Consider the following 18,689-nt stretch of genomic DNA (forward strand, 5'->3'; position numbering starts at 1 on the left):
ACAAGGAAAAAGAATGAGAATAACAAGCTCTTATATTTATTCACAAAATTTAGGCAATTTTCAGCGTCAGCAAAATATGATAAATGACGCAAATAACCAATTAACAAGTGGTTTGAAGATTAATCAATCTTATGATGACGCTGGAATTTATTCAGAAGGTTCAAGACTTGTTTATGAGATTTCTACATTTCAGCAAATTAGCGAAGCTGCTAGTAAAGCTATAAATATTACAAAAAACTCTGATAAAGCAGTAGATGAAATGAGTAAGGCACTAGACCAATTTAAAAACAAATTAATTCAAGGTGCAAACGAAGTTCATTCTGATACTTCTTTAAACGCTTTAGCAAATGACTTACAAAAAATAAGAGATCATATTGTAAATATTGCAAATACAAGTATTAACGGACAATATTTATTCAGTGGAACTAATGTTGGGACTAAGCCTTTTGATGAAAAGGGTAATTATTATGGCAATGATGAAAATATGCAAGTTTTACTAGGGTCTAATGTGTATAATGATTACAATATTTCAGGTCAGGAGCTTATGAAAGGTGTTGATAATGATTACAAAAAAATAATCAGCACAAATGTTCGTTTGGTTGATAGAAGATATGATATTAATAAACCAGAAGAAGTGCATTATATTACTCAAGATAGTAAGATTAAAGACTTAATTGGTAAAGAATATTTAAAACCACAAGCTAATGGAAAAGAGCTTAATGTGAATGATCATTTTTTAAAAAATGATGAAGGAAGATTTCCTGATACTTATTTTTATGTTCGTGGGACTAAGGGAAATGGTGAGAGTTTTAAAGCTAAGTTTAAGATGGGTGCTAGTGAAGATGTTGGTGCTATGCTTAATAAAATAGGTGAGTTATATGGAAATACTAAGGAAAATAAGGTAGTAGATGTAACGCTTAGCAATAATGGAACAATAGAAATTACTGATTTAAAAAATCAAGAAAGTAGAATTAATTTTTCTATGTTTGCAGCTACTGCTAAGGCTGATGATTTCGGACAAATTTATCCACCAAAAATACCTGATACACCACCAATGCCTATCATTCCTTTTCCTGTTAAAAGTGAGTTAGCAAGTGTAACTAATCCAAATGATTTAAGAAATAATAATAATGTTTTTGTTTTAGAATTTACAAATACAGGTAATATTGATACTTCTTTTACTAGCGATGGGATTGATTATTCTAGGTCTTTATTTAGTAAAAAAGATAATATCTTAAGCTCAAACATAGCTCAAGTAGATAAAAATAATAATGTAGCTACTAATGAGACTAAATTAGTTGAGGCTTCGCAAGGAACGTTAAAACTAAATCCAAATGATAACACGAGACCTGATAGTGTTTTAAAACTAGAAATTACTTCAAAAAATAAGGTACATTATTCAATAGATTTTAATATTACTCAAGGCACTGCAACGGCTAGTTATAAACAAAATGGTCAAGATAAAAAAGTAACTTTACCTATTACAAATGTGGTTTATGATAATAATCAGCATATTTCAGATAGTGTTAAGACAAATCCTGAAAATATAACATATAAGCAATTAGGAGATATTATTTCTATGTTTGCTAGTGATAATATCCCAACTAAAGATTATCAATTAGTGCCAAAATATCCAAATCAAGCTAATTCTCCTATGATTTTAAATAATGATGATAAAGCAGAATTAGAAAGGCTTTTAATTAATTCTAAAAATTCAGTTGATGTAGGTCTTAATGAAAAAGGTCAAATGACTTTAATAGACAAAGGTGCGACTACTACTAAAATAGATTTAGCTATATTTGACGCTAATACTATGAACGCTAATGAATTTGATTTTGGAAATGATGCTAATGGTGTGGCTATTGCTGAAGGTTCTAAAAAGGGAGATTTGTTTAATTTTAATACAAATTCTACTTTAATTGTTGATGAAGGCAGGGTTGATATTATAAAAGACCTTGATAAGATGATAGAAGCTGTTAGAAATGGAAATTATAGAGCAGATAGTAATAATCCTGAATTGTTAAAAAGTGTTGGTATTCAAGGAGCTTTAAAAAGGATTGACCATTTACAAGATCATATTAATAAAGTTCATACAAAAATAGGTGCAACTCAAACAAGTATTCAAAATTCTCAAGATAGAGCGGATTTAATGAAAGTAAATGTTGAACAAGTTAAGGCAAAGGTTCTTAATTCAGACCCTGTAGAAAGCCAATTAATGCTAATGCAAGCGACAATTACCTTACAAGCTACTTTACAAGCTAGTGCGCAGGTTTCAAAATTAAGCTTATTAAATTATATGTAAGATGAAAAAAGAATTTATATTTATATTTGTTTCATTTATATTATTTTATTTTAGTTTCGGGCTGTTTTTGCCCGAAGCTAATGGATTGTTTTTAGCAAGTGCTTATTTTAGCAAGGGCTTAAGAATTTGTTTTGGAAATCTTTCTTATATTTTTTTATTAGCATTTGTAGGAAATTACTTATTTGTATATAAATCTTTTAAATATGCTTTAAAAATATTAGCCAATATAATTTGTAGTATTTTGATATTATCTTTACCTTTTTCTAGTGTTTTTGATTTTGGAATTATTAGCTTTTTAGGTTTTGTAAATATTGTATTTTTTATCTTGCTTGTATTTGTTTTAATTTATTTTAATCATTCTTATATTTATTCAAAATTACAAGATAAAGATAAGTTCAAAAATCTTTTTAAAAGCAAAGAAAAACCTATTAAAAAAGAAAAAATCATAAAAGAAACAAAAACTCCTAAAGAAGACAAATCAAAACCAAAAGAAGAAATTTTAAGTGATTTAGGCAATATTAGATTTGTAAAATCATATGAAATAAAAACCACTAAAGAAGATGAAAAGACTAAAATTAATTTTACAAACGAACAAGGCAAAATAATTAGTGAGCCAAAAATAATCTTAGAGCCTTTAATGCAGAAAATAAACAAAGATAGCATTAATAAAGATGATTTTAAAATAGTTAAAAACGAAATAAAAGAAGAAAAATCAGTAGAGCAAACCGAAGAAATACAAAATGAAATTCCTGTTTTAAATTCTAATGATTTTCAAGATATTTTGATAGTAGATGAGCAAGATTCTCAAAGTTTTGTCCCTAAAAAAGGCAAAAAAGTAGAGATTTTAAATGAGCTTGAAGAAAATAAAGCAATTTTAAAAGATATTGAATTAGGAGCAATTGAAATACCAAGAGATTTTGAGCTACCTAGTGTGGAATTATTAGATAAAGCCGTAACTACAGAAATAATAATTAATGAAGATGAGCTTGATGAGAAAATAAACGAGCTTTTAGCAAAATTAAAGCATTTTAAGATTGATGGAGATGTGGTTAAAACATATTGGGGTCCTGTGGTTACTACATTTGAGTTTAGACCTGCTGCTGATGTAAAGCTTAGCAAAATCTCAGGCTTAGCTGATGATTTAGCTATGGCACTTAAGGCTACAAGTATTAGAATTCAAGCACCAATTCCAGGAAAAGATGTGGTAGGGATTGAAATTCCAAATAAAACTTCTCAAACAATTAATATTAGAACTATTTTTGAAGATGAATTATTTTCAAAATCTAAAAGCAAATTAACAATAGCCTTAGGTAAGGATATAGTAGGAAATACTTTTGTAACTGATTTAAAACGCTTACCGCATTTATTAATAGCAGGAACTACAGGAAGTGGTAAGAGTGTAGGTATTAATGCTATGATTTTAAGTCTTTTATATAAAAATAGCCCAAGGACTTTAAGGTTATTGATGATTGACCCTAAAATGCTTGAATTTTCAATGTATAATGATATTCCGCACTTATTAACTCCTGTAATTACAAGAGCAGAAAAAGCAACTTTAGCTTTAAAAAATATGGTTTTAGAGATGGAAAGACGATATGAATTAATGGCTAGCGTTTATACTAAAAATATTGAGAGTTTTAATGAAAAAGCACCTAAATTAGGACTTGAGCCTTTTGCTTATATTGTAATTATTATTGATGAGTTGGCTGATTTAATAATGACTAGCGGAAAAGAAGTAGAAACTTATATAGCAAGATTAGCTCAAATGGCAAGAGCAGCAGGAATTCATCTAATAGTAGCTACACAACGCCCAAGTGTAGATGTAATAACAGGTCTTATTAAGGCAAATTTACCTAGTAGATTAAGCTATAAAGTTGGAACTGGAGTTGATAGTAAGGTTATACTAGATTCTAAAGGAGCTGAGAGTTTGCTTGGTCGTGGAGATAGTTTATTTACTCCACCAGGAACAAGTCAGATAGTAAGATTGCACGCTCCATTTGCAAGTGAAGAAGAGATAATTAGAGTAGTAGAGCACCTAAAAAAACAAGAAAAAGCAAATTATGATGAGAGTATTTTACAAGATTCAAGCTTTACTCAAACCTATGTTAAAAATAATGATGATAGTGTAGATGAATTATTCAGTGAAGCTGTAAGAATTATGCAAGAGAGTGGAAAAACTAGTATTTCTTATATTCAACGCCAATTAAATATAGGTTACAATAGAGCTGCTAATATTGTAGAGCAGTGCGAAAAGCAAGGAATTTTGAGCGAACCTAATTCAAAAGGTGTGAGAAGTCTTTTATAAAAAAATCTAAGGAGAAATATGACAAAAATAGGAAAAAAAGAATTTTATGTAGTAGCATTAATGCTGTTTGCTATGTTTTTTGGTGCTGGGAATTTTATTTTGCCACCAAAACTAGGAATGGATGCGGGGAGTAATTTTTATTTAGCGATTTTGTTTTTTTGTGTAACAGGTGTTGCTTTACCTGTTTTAGGCGTTGCTGCAGTTGCTAAAGCAGGAACATTAAAAGAATTAGCAAGTAGAGTAAATGTAACATTTGCAGTAATTTTTGTAGCAGTTATTTATATTACCATAGGGCCTTTAGTAGCAATTCCAAGAGCTAGCACTATGCCTTATGAAATAATGATTTTACCTTTTGTTGATAATGAATATAATGTATATTATTTAGCTTTTTATAGTTTTATATATTTTGCACTTAATTATTATATATGCTTAAATCCTAGCACTATGTTAGATACATTAGGCAAGTATTTAACACCGATTTTACTTATTTTAATAGCAGTATTTTTTATATGCACTTTAATTTATTCAGAAGTAAATGTTAGCATTCCTAATCAAAATTACACTACCCACCCAGTAGCAACAGCATTTGTAGAAGGCTATCAGACTATGGATGCGCTTGCTGCTTTAGTATTTGGGATTAGTGTTGTTGGGGCTTTAAAATCATTAGGAGTTACTAATAAACATCAATTATCATTACTTACTATAAAAGCAGGATTATTTTCTGGAATTATTTTAATGATAGTTTATTTTGCTTTAGGGTATTTAGGCTATGTTTATGGTAATACCTTTAAAGACGCTAGTAATGGGGCTATTTTATTATCATTAATTAGTGATGATTTATTTGGTAGTTTTGGTAGATTTATTTTAGGATTTACAGCTTTACTTGCTTGTCTTACTACTACGATTGGTTTGATTGGCTCAAGTGCTAGCTATTTTAGTAGTGTTACTAAGATTTCTTATAAAAATTGGGTTATTATTTGGGTAGTTGCTAGTTTTGTTTTATCAATTCAAGGTTTAACGCAGATTTTAAAAGTAAGCGTTCCTATATTAATAGCGATTTATCCAATAGCTATAGTTTTAATAATTTTATCTTTAATAAATAATTTAATAAATGAGAGCAAAATCATTTATAGATTTAGCGTTTATACTGCGGCTTTTATAGGAATTTTAAACGCAATTGATAGCTCAATTTTAAACATAAATGATGAAAAAATATTATCTTATTTAGGTATAGCTAAATATTTAGAAATGTTGCCATTTTACTCATCTATGCTTGGCTGGGTTATACCTGTGATTGTTATGTTTATATTAGGATATATTATTAATGCCTTTAGTAAAAAAGATGATTTTTAATTAAATCATCTTGTTACAATTCTACACACTTATTTCTTATTAATTAACAATTAATATCAAAAATTAAAATTTTGTGTTAAGATTAAGCATTTTTTAAAAGGAGTGCTAATGAAAGCAAAAATTTTAAAAGAAGCACTTAATTCACAAGAAATTTTAGTAGCACCAGGAGCTTCTTGTGCTTTATATGCAAGACTTATTGAATTAGCAGGTTTTAAAGTTGTTTATGCTACAGGAGCAGGTATGGCAAATATGCAGTTTGGTTTTCCTGATATAGGACTTGTTAGTATGAATGAAATGTTAGAAAATACAAAGAGAATAAACGATGCTACAAATCTTCCCGTAATAGCAGATATAGATAATGGCTACGGCAATGCTTTAAATGTTTATAGAACAGCAAAAGAATTTAGCAAAAACAAAATAGCAGCAATTCAAATAGAAGACCAGCAACTACCAAAAAGGTGCGGGCATTTTGATGGGAAAAAATTAATATCTCAAGATGAAATGTGTGCGAAAATCAAAGCTTGTAAAGACGCCTTAGAATATGATACTTTAATAATTGCAAGAACAGACGCAATTGCTGTTAATGGTTTTGATGATGCTATTAATAGAGCTAATGCGTATTTAGAAAGTGGAGCTGATATATTATTTATAGAAGCTCCTACTAGCATAGAACAAATGGCAAGTCTTCCTAAATTAATAAAAGCTTATCATATTGCAAATATGGTAGAAGGTGGCAAAACTCCGATATTAAGCAATGATGAATTACAAAAAATGGGCTTTAATATAGTTCTTTATGCAAATGCTACTTTAAAAGCTGCTATTAAAGGTATGAATGATTTATTAAATCATCTAAAAACTACAGGCAGAACAGATAATGCAGAACATTTAATGATTTCTATGAAAGAAAGAAATAGAATATGTGAATTTGATAAGTGGATGGATATAGAAAATAAATTTAAAGGATAATTATGAAAATTAAATGCAGTGTTTATAGGGGTGGCACGAGTAGGGGGCTAATATTTAACGCAAATGACTTGCCTAAAGATAAAAGCACTTGGGCTGATATATTTAAAAAATCTATTGATTGTCATAACCAAAACGCTATTGATGGGCTAGGTGGTTCTATATCATCAACCAATAAAATATGCGTTGTAAAAAGTGTAAATAATAAAAATTATGATATTGAGTGGGAATTCTTTCAAGCTGGGGTTATGAAAGATAGTATAGATAATAAAGGCACTTGCGGGAATTTAATAGCTGCTGTTGGAGCTTATGCTATTAATGAAAAGTTATTTAGTTTTGATAGGTTTGCAAGCAATGTATGTGTTAGAATTTACAATACAAATATTCAAAAAATTATTGAATTTAAAGCTAAGATTAAAGATGGAGAATTTGTAGAAAAAGGTTCTAGTATTATGCAAGGAGTTTTTGGTGGTTGTGAGCTGGCTGATGTTTTTATTAAAAATGCAGGGGCTGAACAAACAGGACTTAAATATCCATTAGGAAAAATTAGCAATTTTAATGGTTATAGAGCTACTTTACTTGATTTAATAAATCCATTTTTATATGTTGATGCAAGGGAATTTGATTTAGATTTTAATTTAAATTATAATGATTTTAGTGCTTTAAAAGCTATTGAAGATTTAAACAAATTAAGAGATTTTTATGCTATTAAATTAGGTTTTGCTAAAGATGAAAATGATTTAGAAAACAATCAAGCTATACCAAAAATAGCAGCACTTTTTAAATCTGATAATAAAAGTGAATTTGATATAGGAATTAGGGTTTTAAGTCTTAGAAATCTTCATAAAAGCTCGCCTGCTAGTGGATTATATAATTTAGCCGTTGCAGCATTAGAAAATGGCACTTTAGCAAATGAGCTTAGTGGTTTAACTATGATACAAAATGGTATTCAAGATGTAAAAATTAAACATTTTTTAGGCGTAGTAGATGTTAGCGTAGAGATAGAAAGTGGTAAAATCATAGGTGTTGGACTTAAAAGAAGTGCAAGAAGAATAATGGACGGATTTATTTACATTAATTAAAAGGAGAAAATATGAAGAAATTTAAATGTAGTATTTATAGAGGTGGCACATCTAAAGCTGCTTGTTTTTATGAAAAGGATATGCCAGCAAGAGTTAAATGGGGCGAGTTTTTAGCTGATGTTATGGGGACTGCTACAAAGCAAATTGATGGAATTGGTGGTGCTGCGTCAGTAACTTCAAAAGTAGCTATAGTTGATATTAAAAATAATGAATTAACTTATACTTTCGCTCAAGTAAATATTGATAAAGAAATGGTTGATTTTAATAGTAATTGTGGAAATATTAGCTCATGCGTTGGTGCTTTTGCTTATGATTTGGGTTTGATTGATTTAAATGATTCTAAAATGTATGAAAAAATCATTATAAAAGATGAGTGTGATTTAGAAAATAAAATAATTTGCGTTAGGATTTTAAATACCAATACAAATAAATATTTAAAAGCTAGATTCAAATTAAGCGATGATTTAAAAAGTTTTGAACCAGCAGGAGATACTAAAATAGCAGGAGTGCCAAATACAGCTAGTGAAATTAAATTAGGTTTTATTAATCCTGAAGGCTCTATGAATAAAGGATTATTGCCTACAAATTCTGCAAAACAAGTTGTAAATACAAGTTTTGGCAATATTGAAATTAGTATAGTAGATGCTGGAGCAGCGCTTGTGTTTATGAGAGCTAAAGATTTATTAAGTGGCAATATATATGATGAAATTTCTCAAAACGAGCTTGATAAAATTGAAGAAGTAAGAAGTATAGCAAGTGAGCTAATTGGCTTAGCAAAAAAAGAAGAAGCAACAGCAAAAAATCCATCAGTGCCTAAAGCTTGTTTGGTTGATTTTGTGCAAGATTACACTAGCACAAGTGGTGCTAAAATATCAAAAAATGATATAAATGTATGCGTTAGAATGATGAGTATGCAACGCCCACACCCATCAATTGCAGTCACAGGAACGGTATGTATTTCAATGGCAGCAAAGACACAAGGCACATTAATTAATGAGCATTTAAGTAGCTTTTCTAATGAATTAGTAATAGCTCATCCAAGTGGGACAATTACGGGATTTATTGATAATGATAGCGTGAGTGTTATTAGGACTGCAAGATGCTTAATGCAAGGCTATGTATTTACTAGAAAAGATTATTAAGTTAAATTTCTAATTTAAATTCCTTTTTTGGAATTTAAATTAGGATTAAGTATTTTATAAATTAATAATGGCTTATAAAATACTTTAAAAATTATTTGATTTGATATTATTTTTTTCGTGTTTATTTAAAAACTCTTTCATATTAGACACTTCACAAGTAAATCTTCCTAGACTTTCATCAGAGCGAATTACTCTATGGCAAGGTAGTATTATTAAATAAGGGTTTTTTGATAATGCAGTTCCTACTGCACGATAGGCTTTAGAATTTATTCTATATGCTAATTCTTTATAAGTTATAGTGTTTGCATAAGGTATATTTTTAAGTTCATTTAAAACTTCTTTTGTAAAAGTAGAAAATTTATCAAGATTAAGTTTTATATTTGTAAAATCAAAATCTTCTCCCTTAAAATACTTTAAAAGTTCAGATTTTACTAATGAAGTTATTTGATTTGGTTTTTCTTTTAAAGTAGCAAGATTTGTAATATCAACTGAAATCAAATACTCATCATTAGCTTTTATTAAAACTATAAAGTTTTTAAATTTTATAATTTCAATATACATTAAGAGCCAAAACTACCAGAACTACTAGCACCACTTGTGCTTTGGCTTTTAAAAAATCCACTACTTTTTGAAGCTCCTGCACTAGGTGTGCTTTTAAAGCTATTTACACTTCTTTGATATGTGCTTGGGTTTTGATAATGCGTAGCTTTGTTTGCATTAAAATGTGAATTATTAAATAACTTATTGCCTATCCAAGAGCCAATTATTGCACCTGCTACAGAGCTTAGCAAAACTTCGCCTAATGAATGATTTGAACCAATACTTTCATTTGTTAATGAGCTTTGATTTGCTTCTATTTTTGCATTTTCAGCTTTTATTAGCTCATCCATCTCAGCCTTGCTTAATACTCTTTCATTTCCATTTAATTCTTTTAGAACTACTCTTGTTTCATCACTTGGAAATTCATCTTTAATTCTGTATTGTTTAGGAGCATATTCTTCTATTATTAAAAATGAGCCTTTAGCTTGTTGTTGCTCTTCGCCACCACAAGCACTTAATAATGAACCAGCTACAATTGCAGTTAAAGACGCTTTGTAAGTTAAGTTATTTAAATTCTTAAACATTTTTCCTCCTAAATCTTTGATAATTTTTTGTTTCTTATAAATACTTGATTGTTTTCTAGTTTTATTTTTTTACTTTTAAAAAGCCTTGATATGAGATATTTTTTTATTTTTTCACGCTTTTTTTTCTTAAATCTTAATAAATATTCATCTATTAAAATCCATTTTGCTTTTATAATTACTGGTAGATTTATTTTATTTTTTAATTCTTCGTTTTCTTTTTTTAATTCTTCGTTGCTTAGTTTTAAGATTTTTATTTGTTCTAATAGCTCATCTTTAATAGCTAAACTATTTTGTTCTGGTTCTATTAAAACATAGGTTTTATTATCTTCTTTTATTGATTTTAAAGTGCCTCTTCTAATTCTATTATAAATAGCTTCTTTGCTGATATTTAAGTATTTTGCGGCGTCTTTTACTAAGAGTTTCATTTCTAACCTTTAAAAAGGGGATAACCCCTTTTTATTAAAGCTTTGCTTCGTAATGTCTTAACATATATAGGCGTTTTAGCATTTTTTTTCTAGCTGAAATTTTTTGTTTTTTGCGAATTTCAGTCATAGGTTCAAAAAAGCGTCTTGCTCTAACTTCTGTTACGATTAGGTTACGATCAGTTTGCTTTTTGAATTTGCGATAAGCCTCGTCAAAAGATTCGTTATTATGAACTTTAATCCCTGGCACGGCAATCACTTCCTTTCGTTGTAAAATTAAAAGTGCTAATTTATAAAAAAATTGTTAATAAACAAAATATTTTTTAATTTACTATTCTTAATTTTTAAAGACTAAAATTATCTTAAAATTACAAATTAAGTTAAAATTAAGGAGAACGTAATGGGAAATATTACAAATTATTTTAAAAAGCGGACTACATTTTATGTTTTACTTACCTGTATTGTTTTTATTATTCCATTTATTAGAATAAATGGTAATCATTTATTTTTGCTTAGTTTTGATAAACAAAAATTAGATTTATTTTTCATATCTTTTAATACAAACGAGTTGTATTTAATGCCATTTTTATTAATTATGATGTTTGTATTTATTTTTTTTATTACAAATTTACTTGGTAGAGTTTGGTGTGCTTGGGGCTGTCCTCAAACTATATTTAGAATAATTTTTAGAGATTTAATACAAACTAAATTATTTAGAATTTATAGTGGCAGAAAAAATAAACAAAATAAACCAAGAAATAAAATATTTGCAAGAATTGCAAGTGTTATTGTGTTTTATCCAATTAGCTTAATTGCTGCAAGTAATTTTTTATGGTATTTTGTTCCACCTGAAGATTTCTTTACTTATCTTGACCATTTTAATGAACACTTACTTTTATTTGGAATTGTTTTATGCTTATCTTTATTTATAACATTTGATATTACTTTTATTAAAGAGAATTTTTGTGCTTATATTTGTCCTTATGCAAGAATTCAAAGCGTTATGTTTGATAACGACACAAAAAGTGTTATATATGATGAAAGTCGTGGCGGAATTATTTATAAAGATGGAGAAAAAATTATAAAAAAACCAATAGGTGGAGAATGTATAGCTTGTGAAGCCTGTGTAAAAATATGTCCAACTCATATAGATATTAGAAAAGGAATGCAGCTTGATTGTATAAATTGTCTTGAATGTGCTGATGCTTGTTCAAATGTTCAAGCAAGATTTAATAGACCATCATTAATATCTTGGTCTAGCACAAAAGAAATAAAAACTAAAGAAAAACTTAAATTCTTTAGATTTAGAACTATTGTTTATATAGTTGTATTGTGTGCTATGTTTATTGGGTTAGTTTTAACGGCTGGTAGCAAAGAAACTATGCTTATGAATATAAATAGAACTACTGAATTATATACAATAAATAAAGATGAAAATTATGTTGATAATGCCTATGTTATATTATTTCACAATACTAGCAAGCAAGACCATAGATTTTATTTAGAAATATTAGATGATGATATTAGTATTTTAAAACCTAAAAAAGATTTTAGAGTTAAAGCTGGTGAGAAATTAAAACAAATTGTTATTTTAAGAAGTGAGCTTAAGAAAGTTAAAAAACATCATAAGCATATTAATATAAGAGCTTATGCCTTAGATGATGATAAAATATTTACCATAAAGGATACAATATTTATATATCCTAAGGAGAAAAAATGGAAGGAAAAGAAGAAATAATTTTAAAAGTAGCCCTTGAACTATTTTTAGAAAAGGGCTACGAAAATACAAGTTTAAATGATATTGTTAAAGTAACTGGCGGTTCTCTTGCGACGATATATAAAAAATTTGAAAATAAAAATAATTTATTTTTAAAGGCTTTAAAATTTAGGGCAGAAACTAGGTTAGAGAATTTAAAAATTATGATTTCTTCAAAAGCCAACTTGGATTTACCAGATTTTTTAAATGTATTTGGTAATGAATATTGTAATTTTTTTATAGGCGAAGATAATGCAAAATTTTTAAGATTAGTTCTTGAAAGAACTTATCAAGATATTAATTTTAAACAAGAATGTGCAAAAGCAGATAAAGATGTAATAATTAGATTTTTATGTGAAGTATTTGAGAAAAAAATCAAAAAAGAAATTCTAAATGAAATAAGTGCTTATAATTTAGCTAATTTATACTGCTCTATGATTAGAAGTAATAAGATTTTTGATTTGATTTTTAACTCTAAAGAAATCTTTACACAAGATGAATTAAGTGAGCATGTAAAAAATGTAAATATCTTATTTTTAAGGGCTTTGCGTTAATTTCATTAACTTAAATGTAATTATAATTACATCTTTAAAATTTAAAATTACAACAAGGAAGATTTATGAAAAGACTTATTAAACTAAGTTTCGTTGCTAGCTTGTTATTATTTACAGCTTGCAATGACAAGGTAGAGCAAAAGCAGCAAGAAATGCCACCTTCTATTGTAGATATTAAAAAAGTAAGTTTAGAAAATGCTGAAATTTATTATCAATATGCAGCGAAATTAGAAGCTAACAAAGATGTAGTAGTTTTGCCAAAAGTATCTGGCGAGATTAAAAAAATATTATTTAAAGATGGCGATTTTGTAAAACAAGGAACAATTTTATATAAGATTGATGATGAGCAATATAAAGCTAGTTTGGATTTAGCGTTAGCTGATGTTGGTGTTGCTAAAGCAAACTACGAAAACGCTAATACTGATTATAATAGAACTAAAGACTTATATGCTAAAAAAGCAGTTAGTCAAAAAGAATTTGATACAAAAGAAGCAGCCTTTAAAAGTGCAAAAGCTAGTTTAGATAAAGCTAATGCAGCTTATAAGATAGCTAAATTAAACTATGATTATACTAATGTAAAAGCTCCATTTGATGGATATGTGCAAGCTTCATTAGTTGATGCTGGAAGCTATGCTAATGCAAATAATACTCAATTAGTAAAAATTGTAGATCAAAATACCTTAAAAGCTACATTTTTTATATCAGATACAAATATGGAACAAATTAAAAGAAATAATAATGATTTAAAAAGCGCAAAAGCTAATTTTACTTTAAATGGTAAGACTTATGAAGGTAAAGTTGAGTTTATATCAAATTATAATGAATTAGCAAGCACTAAGGCTTATGCGGTTTTTGAAAATACTAATCAAGAATTAAGTGCAGGAACATTTGTTAGTCTTAAACTAAGCAATATTATGCAAAATGATTCTTTTGTAATTAGTAGAGAAAATTTATTACAAGATATTGATGGATATTATGTATTTGTTAAAGACAAAAATATAACAAAACAAATTCATGTTAAAACAATTTTTGATGATGAGAAAATTGCCGTAATTGACGCAAAAACAAGTGATTTAAAAGTTGATGATGAATTGATTTTAAATAATTATAAAAAGATTTATCCTGGCGCAAAAATAGCAACTAAGGCAGAATTTGGTGCGATGATGCAAAAGCAAGCTCCTAAAGAGCAGACTAAGGAACAATAATGTTTTCTAAGTTTTTTATATATAGACCAGTATTTGCGATAGTTGTTTCAATTATAATTACTATTGCTGGTATTTTAGGAATGAAGGGTTTGCCTATTGAAGAATATCCTAATGTAACATCTCCAACGGTTAGGGTAACTGCTAATTATTCTGGCGTTGATGCAGCTACGCTTTCTCAAAATGTAGCAAGTATTCTTGAAGACGCAATTAATGGTGTTGAAGATATGATTTATATAACTTCAAGCTCAAGTTCAAGTGGTTTGATGTTTTTAAATGTTTATTTTAAGGTTGGAAAAGACCCATCAAAAGCATTAATTGATGTTAATAATAAAGTTCAAAGCGTTCAAGCAAAAATGCCTGAAGAAGTTAAAAAATTAGGTGTTAGTGTTGATGAAACTAGCTCAAATATTTTAGCTGTTGTTTCGTTTTATTCTCCTGATGATAGCCGTGATGAAACTTATCTAAGTAACTATGCTACATTAAATGTGGCTGAAGAGTTAAAGAGATTAGAAGGTATTGGTAGTGCTGAAGTAATTGGAGCTAAAGATTATTCTATGAGAATTTGGCTTGATTCAGAAAAGCTTAATAAATATGATTTAAATCCAGCTGTTGTAAGTGCAGCTATAAGAGAACAAAACTCACAATATCCAACAGGAACTATAGGCGATTTACCTATGAAAGAAATTAGTCCATTTGTTTATACAATGAGTGCTAAAGGTAAGCTTAGTAAGGTAAGTGATTTTGAAAATATCATAATAAAAGCACTTCCAAATGGAAATATTTTATATTTAAAAGATATAGCAAGAGTAGAGATAGGAACTAAAAACTATGGTTTTGCCGGACTTAATAATGGTAAAAAAATGGTTCCTATGATGATTAATTTAAAATCAGGTGCAAATGCTATAGCAGTAGCTAAAGCTGTGCAAGAAAAATTAGAAGAGCTAAGCAAATTCTTCCCAAGTGGTGTTGCTTATAGTATGCCTTATGATACTACCGATTTCGTAAAAGATAGTATAAGCGAAGTTGTTCAAACATTTGTTGAAGCTATTTTACTTGTTTTAATAGTTATGTATATGTTCTTAAAAAACCTTCGTGCAACTATTATTCCATTAATTGCTGTGCCGGTTTCTTTACTTGGAACTTTTGCTTTCCTTTATGTTTTTGGTTTTACAATCAATCTTATTACATTATTTGCTTTAGTTTTAGCAATCGGCATTGTTGTTGATGATGCTATTGTTGTTGTAGAAAATGTTGAGCGTGTGTTTAGAAGTGGTATTACAAAAGATGTAAAAGCAGCTACTAAAATGGCAATGGATGAAGTAACCGGACCTGTAATTTCTATCGTTTTAGTATTAAGTGCGGTATTTATTCCTGTATCATTTTTAGATGGATTTGTAGGGCAAATTCAAAGACAATTTGCAATTACTCTTGTAATTTCTGTTTGTATTTCAGGTTTTGTTGCATTAACGCTAACTCCTGCATTATGCGGTATATTATTAAAAGACCATGAAGATAAGCCTTTTTATTTAGTTAAAAAATTTAATGACTTTTTTGATTGGAGTATTAATATTTTTGGTAGTGCAGTTGCAAAAGTTTTAAGACATGTAATTCCAAGTTTAATAGTAGTTGCTATATTCTTTTATGGAATTTTTGCCTTACTAAAAATTATTCCTAGCTCACTTGTTCCTAGCGAAGATAAGGGTGCTGTATTAGTTTTATCACAATTAAAATCTTCTAGCAACCTAGATAAAACTCTAGCCTTTAATAATAAAATCTATGATATGGTTAAGAATAATCCTGCAGTAGAAAGTATGATTTCTTTAAATGGATTTGATGTAGAGAGTTCAGCTCTTTCTCCAAGTGCTGGAATTTCATTTATTACATTAAAAGATTATAAAGATAGAAAAGATTTAGGTATTAATGGAGATAGTGAAAATTTAGCTAATACTTGGATGAAAAATATGTGGCTTGACCCTGATGGTTTTGCATTTTTCTTAAATCCACCACCGATTATGGGGCTTTCTTTAACAGGCGGATTTGAAATGTATGTGCAAAATAAATCAGGTAAAAGTTATGAAGAAATTAAAAAAGATATAGATACTTTACTTGCAGCAGCATCAAAAAGACCTGAATTAACTCAAGCAAGAACGACTTTAAACACTGATTATCCTGAGTTAAAAGTAAGTGTTGATGAGAAAAAAGCTAAAATTTTAGGGCTTAGTTTAAGTGATATATATTCAAATTTAAATTTAATTTTTGGTTCTGTTTATGTGAATGATTTTACTGCTTTAGGTAAAAATTTCCAAGTAAATGTAAGAGGCGATGAAGAATTTAGAAATAAAAGAACAAGTCTTGAAAATATTTATGTTAAAAATAGTGAAGGCAAAAGTATATCTTTAGCTAGTGTTGTTGATATTAAGCCAAGTGTAGCAGCGTTTTCAGTAACTAGATTTAACCTTTTCCCAGCTGCAAAAGTTACAGCTTCGCCAGCTCCAGGATATACTAGTGGAGATGCTATTAATGCTATAGTTGAAGTGTTTAATGAAACTATGAATAAAGATGAATATTCTTATGCTTGGGCAGGAAGTTCTTATGAAGAAGTAAATGCTAGTGGTAGTGGTTCTACTGCATTTGCATTAGGTATGGTATTTGTATTTTTAATACTTGCAGCTCAATATGAAAGATGGTTAATGCCACTTGCAGTAATTACGGCAGTTCCTTTTGCAGTATTTGGAAGTTTAGCAGCAACTTATTTAAGGGGTATGCAAAATGACATATATTTTCAAATAGGTTTATTATTGTTAATTGGTCTTAGTGCAAAAAATGCTATATTAATTGTTGAATTTGCTATGGAAGAAAAATATAAACACGGCTTAAGCACTTATGATGCAGCTATAAAGGCGGCAAAACTTAGATTTAGACCTATTATTATGACTTCTTTAGCGTTTGGTTTTGGTATTTTACCTTTAGTATTTAGTGAAGGTTCAGGTAGTGCTGCTAGACACTCACTTAGCACAGGGCTAGTTGGTGGTATTATTATAGCTTCTAGTATATCTATTTTATTTGTGCCTTTATTTTTCTATTTACTAGAGAGTTTAAATGATAAGGTTTTTAAAAAGAAAGGAAAGCAAATTAATGAATAAGCTTTTAATATCAGCAATCGCAGCTTTATTTTTAGCTGCTTGCTCTAGTGTTAATAATTATGAGCTTAAAACTCCAAATAATTTAGATAATAATACTAAATTTGAAATTAAAGATTGGAGAAGCTTAGGCAAAGATGAAAATCTTAATCGCTTGATTGAGATTGCTATGGAAAATAATGAAGATGTTAAAATGGCTATTAATAATCTTTTAATAGCTGAATCAAATTTAGTAAGTGTTGGGATTAAAAGAGAGCCTAGCATTAATCTTGGAATTAATGCAAATGAGAGATTAATTAAACACCAAAAGCCAACTTACGGGCATTCTTTAGGTCTTAATTTATCTTATGAAATAGATTTATTAAATAAATTTGGTAAGGCTAAAGATAACGCTATTTATAGTGCTAATATTAGCGAATTTGATGTAGAAAACACTTATCAAACTATTGGATTTAGTATTGCAAAACTTTATTATCAAGTTGTAGCAACTAATAAAAAAATAGAAATTTTAGAAGACTTTATAAATAGCTATGAAAAAACTTTAAAATTAAAAGAAGAGCAATATAAATTAGGCTTTATTACAAAATCAGTTCTTTTACAAACTAAAGAACAATTTACTCTAAATCAAACTAAATTAAGAAGTTTAAAATTAGAAAGAGATTTGTATATTAATTCTTTAGATATTTTAGTTTATGGATTAAATCAAGAAAAAGAACCAATTAAATTTGCTAATAACTTAATAGAAGATTTTGTTATGCCAGCTACTATACCAAGCTCTGTTATGACAAATCGTCCTGATATAGCAAAAGCAATTTTAGATGTAAAAATAGCTCATAATAATGCAAAAATTGCTTGGGATAGCTTTTTTCCAACCTTTACAATAGGTGCTGGTGTTAGTTGGAGTGGAGATACACATAATGTATTTTCTGACCCTGTTGGCTCAATTACTGCTAGTTTGTTACAACCTTTATTTAATTTAGGTGATGTTGATGAGCAAGTAATTAGAGCAAATTTAGCTCAAGATAATGCAGTATTAGGCTATGAAAAAGTAGTAAAAACTGCGTTAAAAGAAATAGAAGATGCTATTTTAAAATATAATAATGCTGAAGTTAAATTAAGAGATTATGATGAAATAGTAAAACTAGAAGAAGAAATTTATGAGTTTAATAAGCTTAAATTTAATGAAGGAGAAATCAGCTTTTTAGAATTCTTAGATAGCGAAAGAGCTTTACAAAATAGCTTAATAGAGCAAATTGATTTAAAATTAGGCAAGATAACTGCAGGAATTGATGCTTATAAAGCTATTGGAGTTAAAAAACTTGAATTTAGGAAGTGATTTTT

15 protein-coding genes are annotated in these 18,689 nt (G+C 28.4%); 11 read left to right on the forward strand and 4 right to left on the reverse strand.

What is annotated here, in order from left to right; all coding sequences use genetic code 11:
- Positions 1-13 precede the first annotated feature (13 nt).
- The 6 genes from AVBRAN_RS03240 (at position 14) to AVBRAN_RS03265 (ending at position 9,147) form a co-directional block, all read left to right on the forward strand.
- Positions 14-2,302, forward strand: a complete 2,289-nt coding sequence (locus AVBRAN_RS03240) for a flagellin biosynthesis protein FlgL (protein ID WP_239803540.1) — start codon at positions 14-16, stop codon at positions 2,300-2,302.
- Between the two features lies 1 nt (position 2,303).
- Positions 2,304-4,607, forward strand: a complete 2,304-nt coding sequence (locus AVBRAN_RS03245; RefSeq protein ID WP_239803541.1) for a DNA translocase FtsK — start codon at positions 2,304-2,306, stop codon at positions 4,605-4,607.
- Positions 4,608-4,625: 18 nt separating this feature from the next.
- A complete protein-coding gene (gene brnQ, locus AVBRAN_RS03250; protein WP_239803542.1) occupies positions 4,626-5,960 on the forward strand; it encodes a branched-chain amino acid transport system II carrier protein in 1,335 nt (444 codons plus the stop codon).
- Between the two features lie 108 nt (positions 5,961-6,068).
- Complete coding sequence (locus tag AVBRAN_RS03255) at positions 6,069-6,926, forward strand: oxaloacetate decarboxylase (protein ID WP_239803543.1); 858 nt, start codon at positions 6,069-6,071, stop codon at positions 6,924-6,926.
- A gap of 2 nt (positions 6,927-6,928) precedes the next feature.
- On the forward strand, positions 6,929-8,005 hold the full coding sequence (locus tag AVBRAN_RS03260) for a PrpF domain-containing protein (RefSeq protein WP_214117259.1): 1,077 nt from the start codon (positions 6,929-6,931) through the stop codon (positions 8,003-8,005).
- A gap of 11 nt (positions 8,006-8,016) precedes the next feature.
- Positions 8,017-9,147 (forward strand): PrpF domain-containing protein, encoded by a 1,131-nt coding sequence (locus AVBRAN_RS03265; RefSeq protein ID WP_214117255.1) that lies wholly within the window; start codon positions 8,017-8,019, stop codon positions 9,145-9,147.
- An 84-nt stretch (positions 9,148-9,231) separates the two neighbouring features.
- Here the strand turns inward: AVBRAN_RS03265 and AVBRAN_RS03270 are convergent, their stop codons facing one another.
- From AVBRAN_RS03270 to rpsU, 4 genes are read right to left on the reverse strand one after another with little or no spacing between them, the layout of a single operon-like run.
- Entirely contained in the window at positions 9,232-9,708 is a 477-nt protein-coding gene (locus tag AVBRAN_RS03270) for a methylated-DNA--[protein]-cysteine S-methyltransferase (protein WP_239803544.1), read from the reverse strand.
- Complete coding sequence (locus AVBRAN_RS03275; RefSeq protein WP_214117251.1) at positions 9,708-10,271, reverse strand: UPF0323 family lipoprotein; 564 nt, start codon at positions 10,269-10,271, stop codon at positions 9,708-9,710. Before AVBRAN_RS03275 ends, AVBRAN_RS03270 begins: the two co-directional genes overlap by 1 nt.
- An 8-nt stretch (positions 10,272-10,279) precedes the next feature.
- Positions 10,280-10,696, reverse strand: coding sequence for a helix-turn-helix domain-containing protein (locus tag AVBRAN_RS03280; RefSeq protein ID WP_214117248.1), 417 nt, complete (start codon positions 10,694-10,696; stop codon positions 10,280-10,282).
- Between the two features lie 34 nt (positions 10,697-10,730).
- Positions 10,731-10,943 carry a 30S ribosomal protein S21 gene (gene rpsU, locus AVBRAN_RS03285; RefSeq protein WP_214117291.1) on the reverse strand — a complete coding sequence of 71 codons (213 nt, stop codon included), beginning with the start codon at positions 10,941-10,943 and terminating at the stop codon, positions 10,731-10,733.
- Positions 10,944-11,093: 150 nt separating this feature from the next.
- Here rpsU and ccoG point away from each other — a divergent pair, with 150 nt between their 5' ends.
- The 5 genes from ccoG (at position 11,094) to AVBRAN_RS03310 (ending at position 18,684) form a co-directional block, all read left to right on the forward strand.
- Entirely contained in the window at positions 11,094-12,431 is a 1,338-nt protein-coding gene (ccoG, locus tag AVBRAN_RS03290) for a cytochrome c oxidase accessory protein CcoG (RefSeq protein WP_239803545.1), read from the forward strand.
- On the forward strand, positions 12,410-13,003 hold the full coding sequence (locus AVBRAN_RS11000; RefSeq protein ID WP_214149795.1) for a TetR/AcrR family transcriptional regulator: 594 nt from the start codon (positions 12,410-12,412) through the stop codon (positions 13,001-13,003). Before ccoG ends, AVBRAN_RS11000 begins: the two co-directional genes overlap by 22 nt.
- A gap of 65 nt (positions 13,004-13,068) precedes the next feature.
- Positions 13,069-14,208 (forward strand): efflux RND transporter periplasmic adaptor subunit, encoded by a 1,140-nt coding sequence (locus tag AVBRAN_RS03300; protein WP_239803546.1) that lies wholly within the window; start codon positions 13,069-13,071, stop codon positions 14,206-14,208.
- Positions 14,208-17,351, forward strand: coding sequence for a multidrug efflux RND transporter permease subunit (locus AVBRAN_RS03305; protein WP_214119950.1), 3,144 nt, complete (start codon positions 14,208-14,210; stop codon positions 17,349-17,351). Before AVBRAN_RS03300 ends, AVBRAN_RS03305 begins: the two co-directional genes overlap by 1 nt.
- On the forward strand, positions 17,344-18,684 hold the full coding sequence (locus AVBRAN_RS03310; protein ID WP_239803547.1) for a TolC family protein: 1,341 nt from the start codon (positions 17,344-17,346) through the stop codon (positions 18,682-18,684). The genes AVBRAN_RS03305 and AVBRAN_RS03310 overlap by 8 nt, the downstream gene beginning before the upstream one ends.
- The last annotated feature ends 5 nt before the right edge of the window (positions 18,685-18,689 follow it).

The sequence above is a fragment of the Campylobacter sp. RM12651 genome (assembly GCF_022369475.1).
In the GTDB taxonomy this organism is placed as follows: domain Bacteria; phylum Campylobacterota; class Campylobacteria; order Campylobacterales; family Campylobacteraceae; genus Campylobacter_E.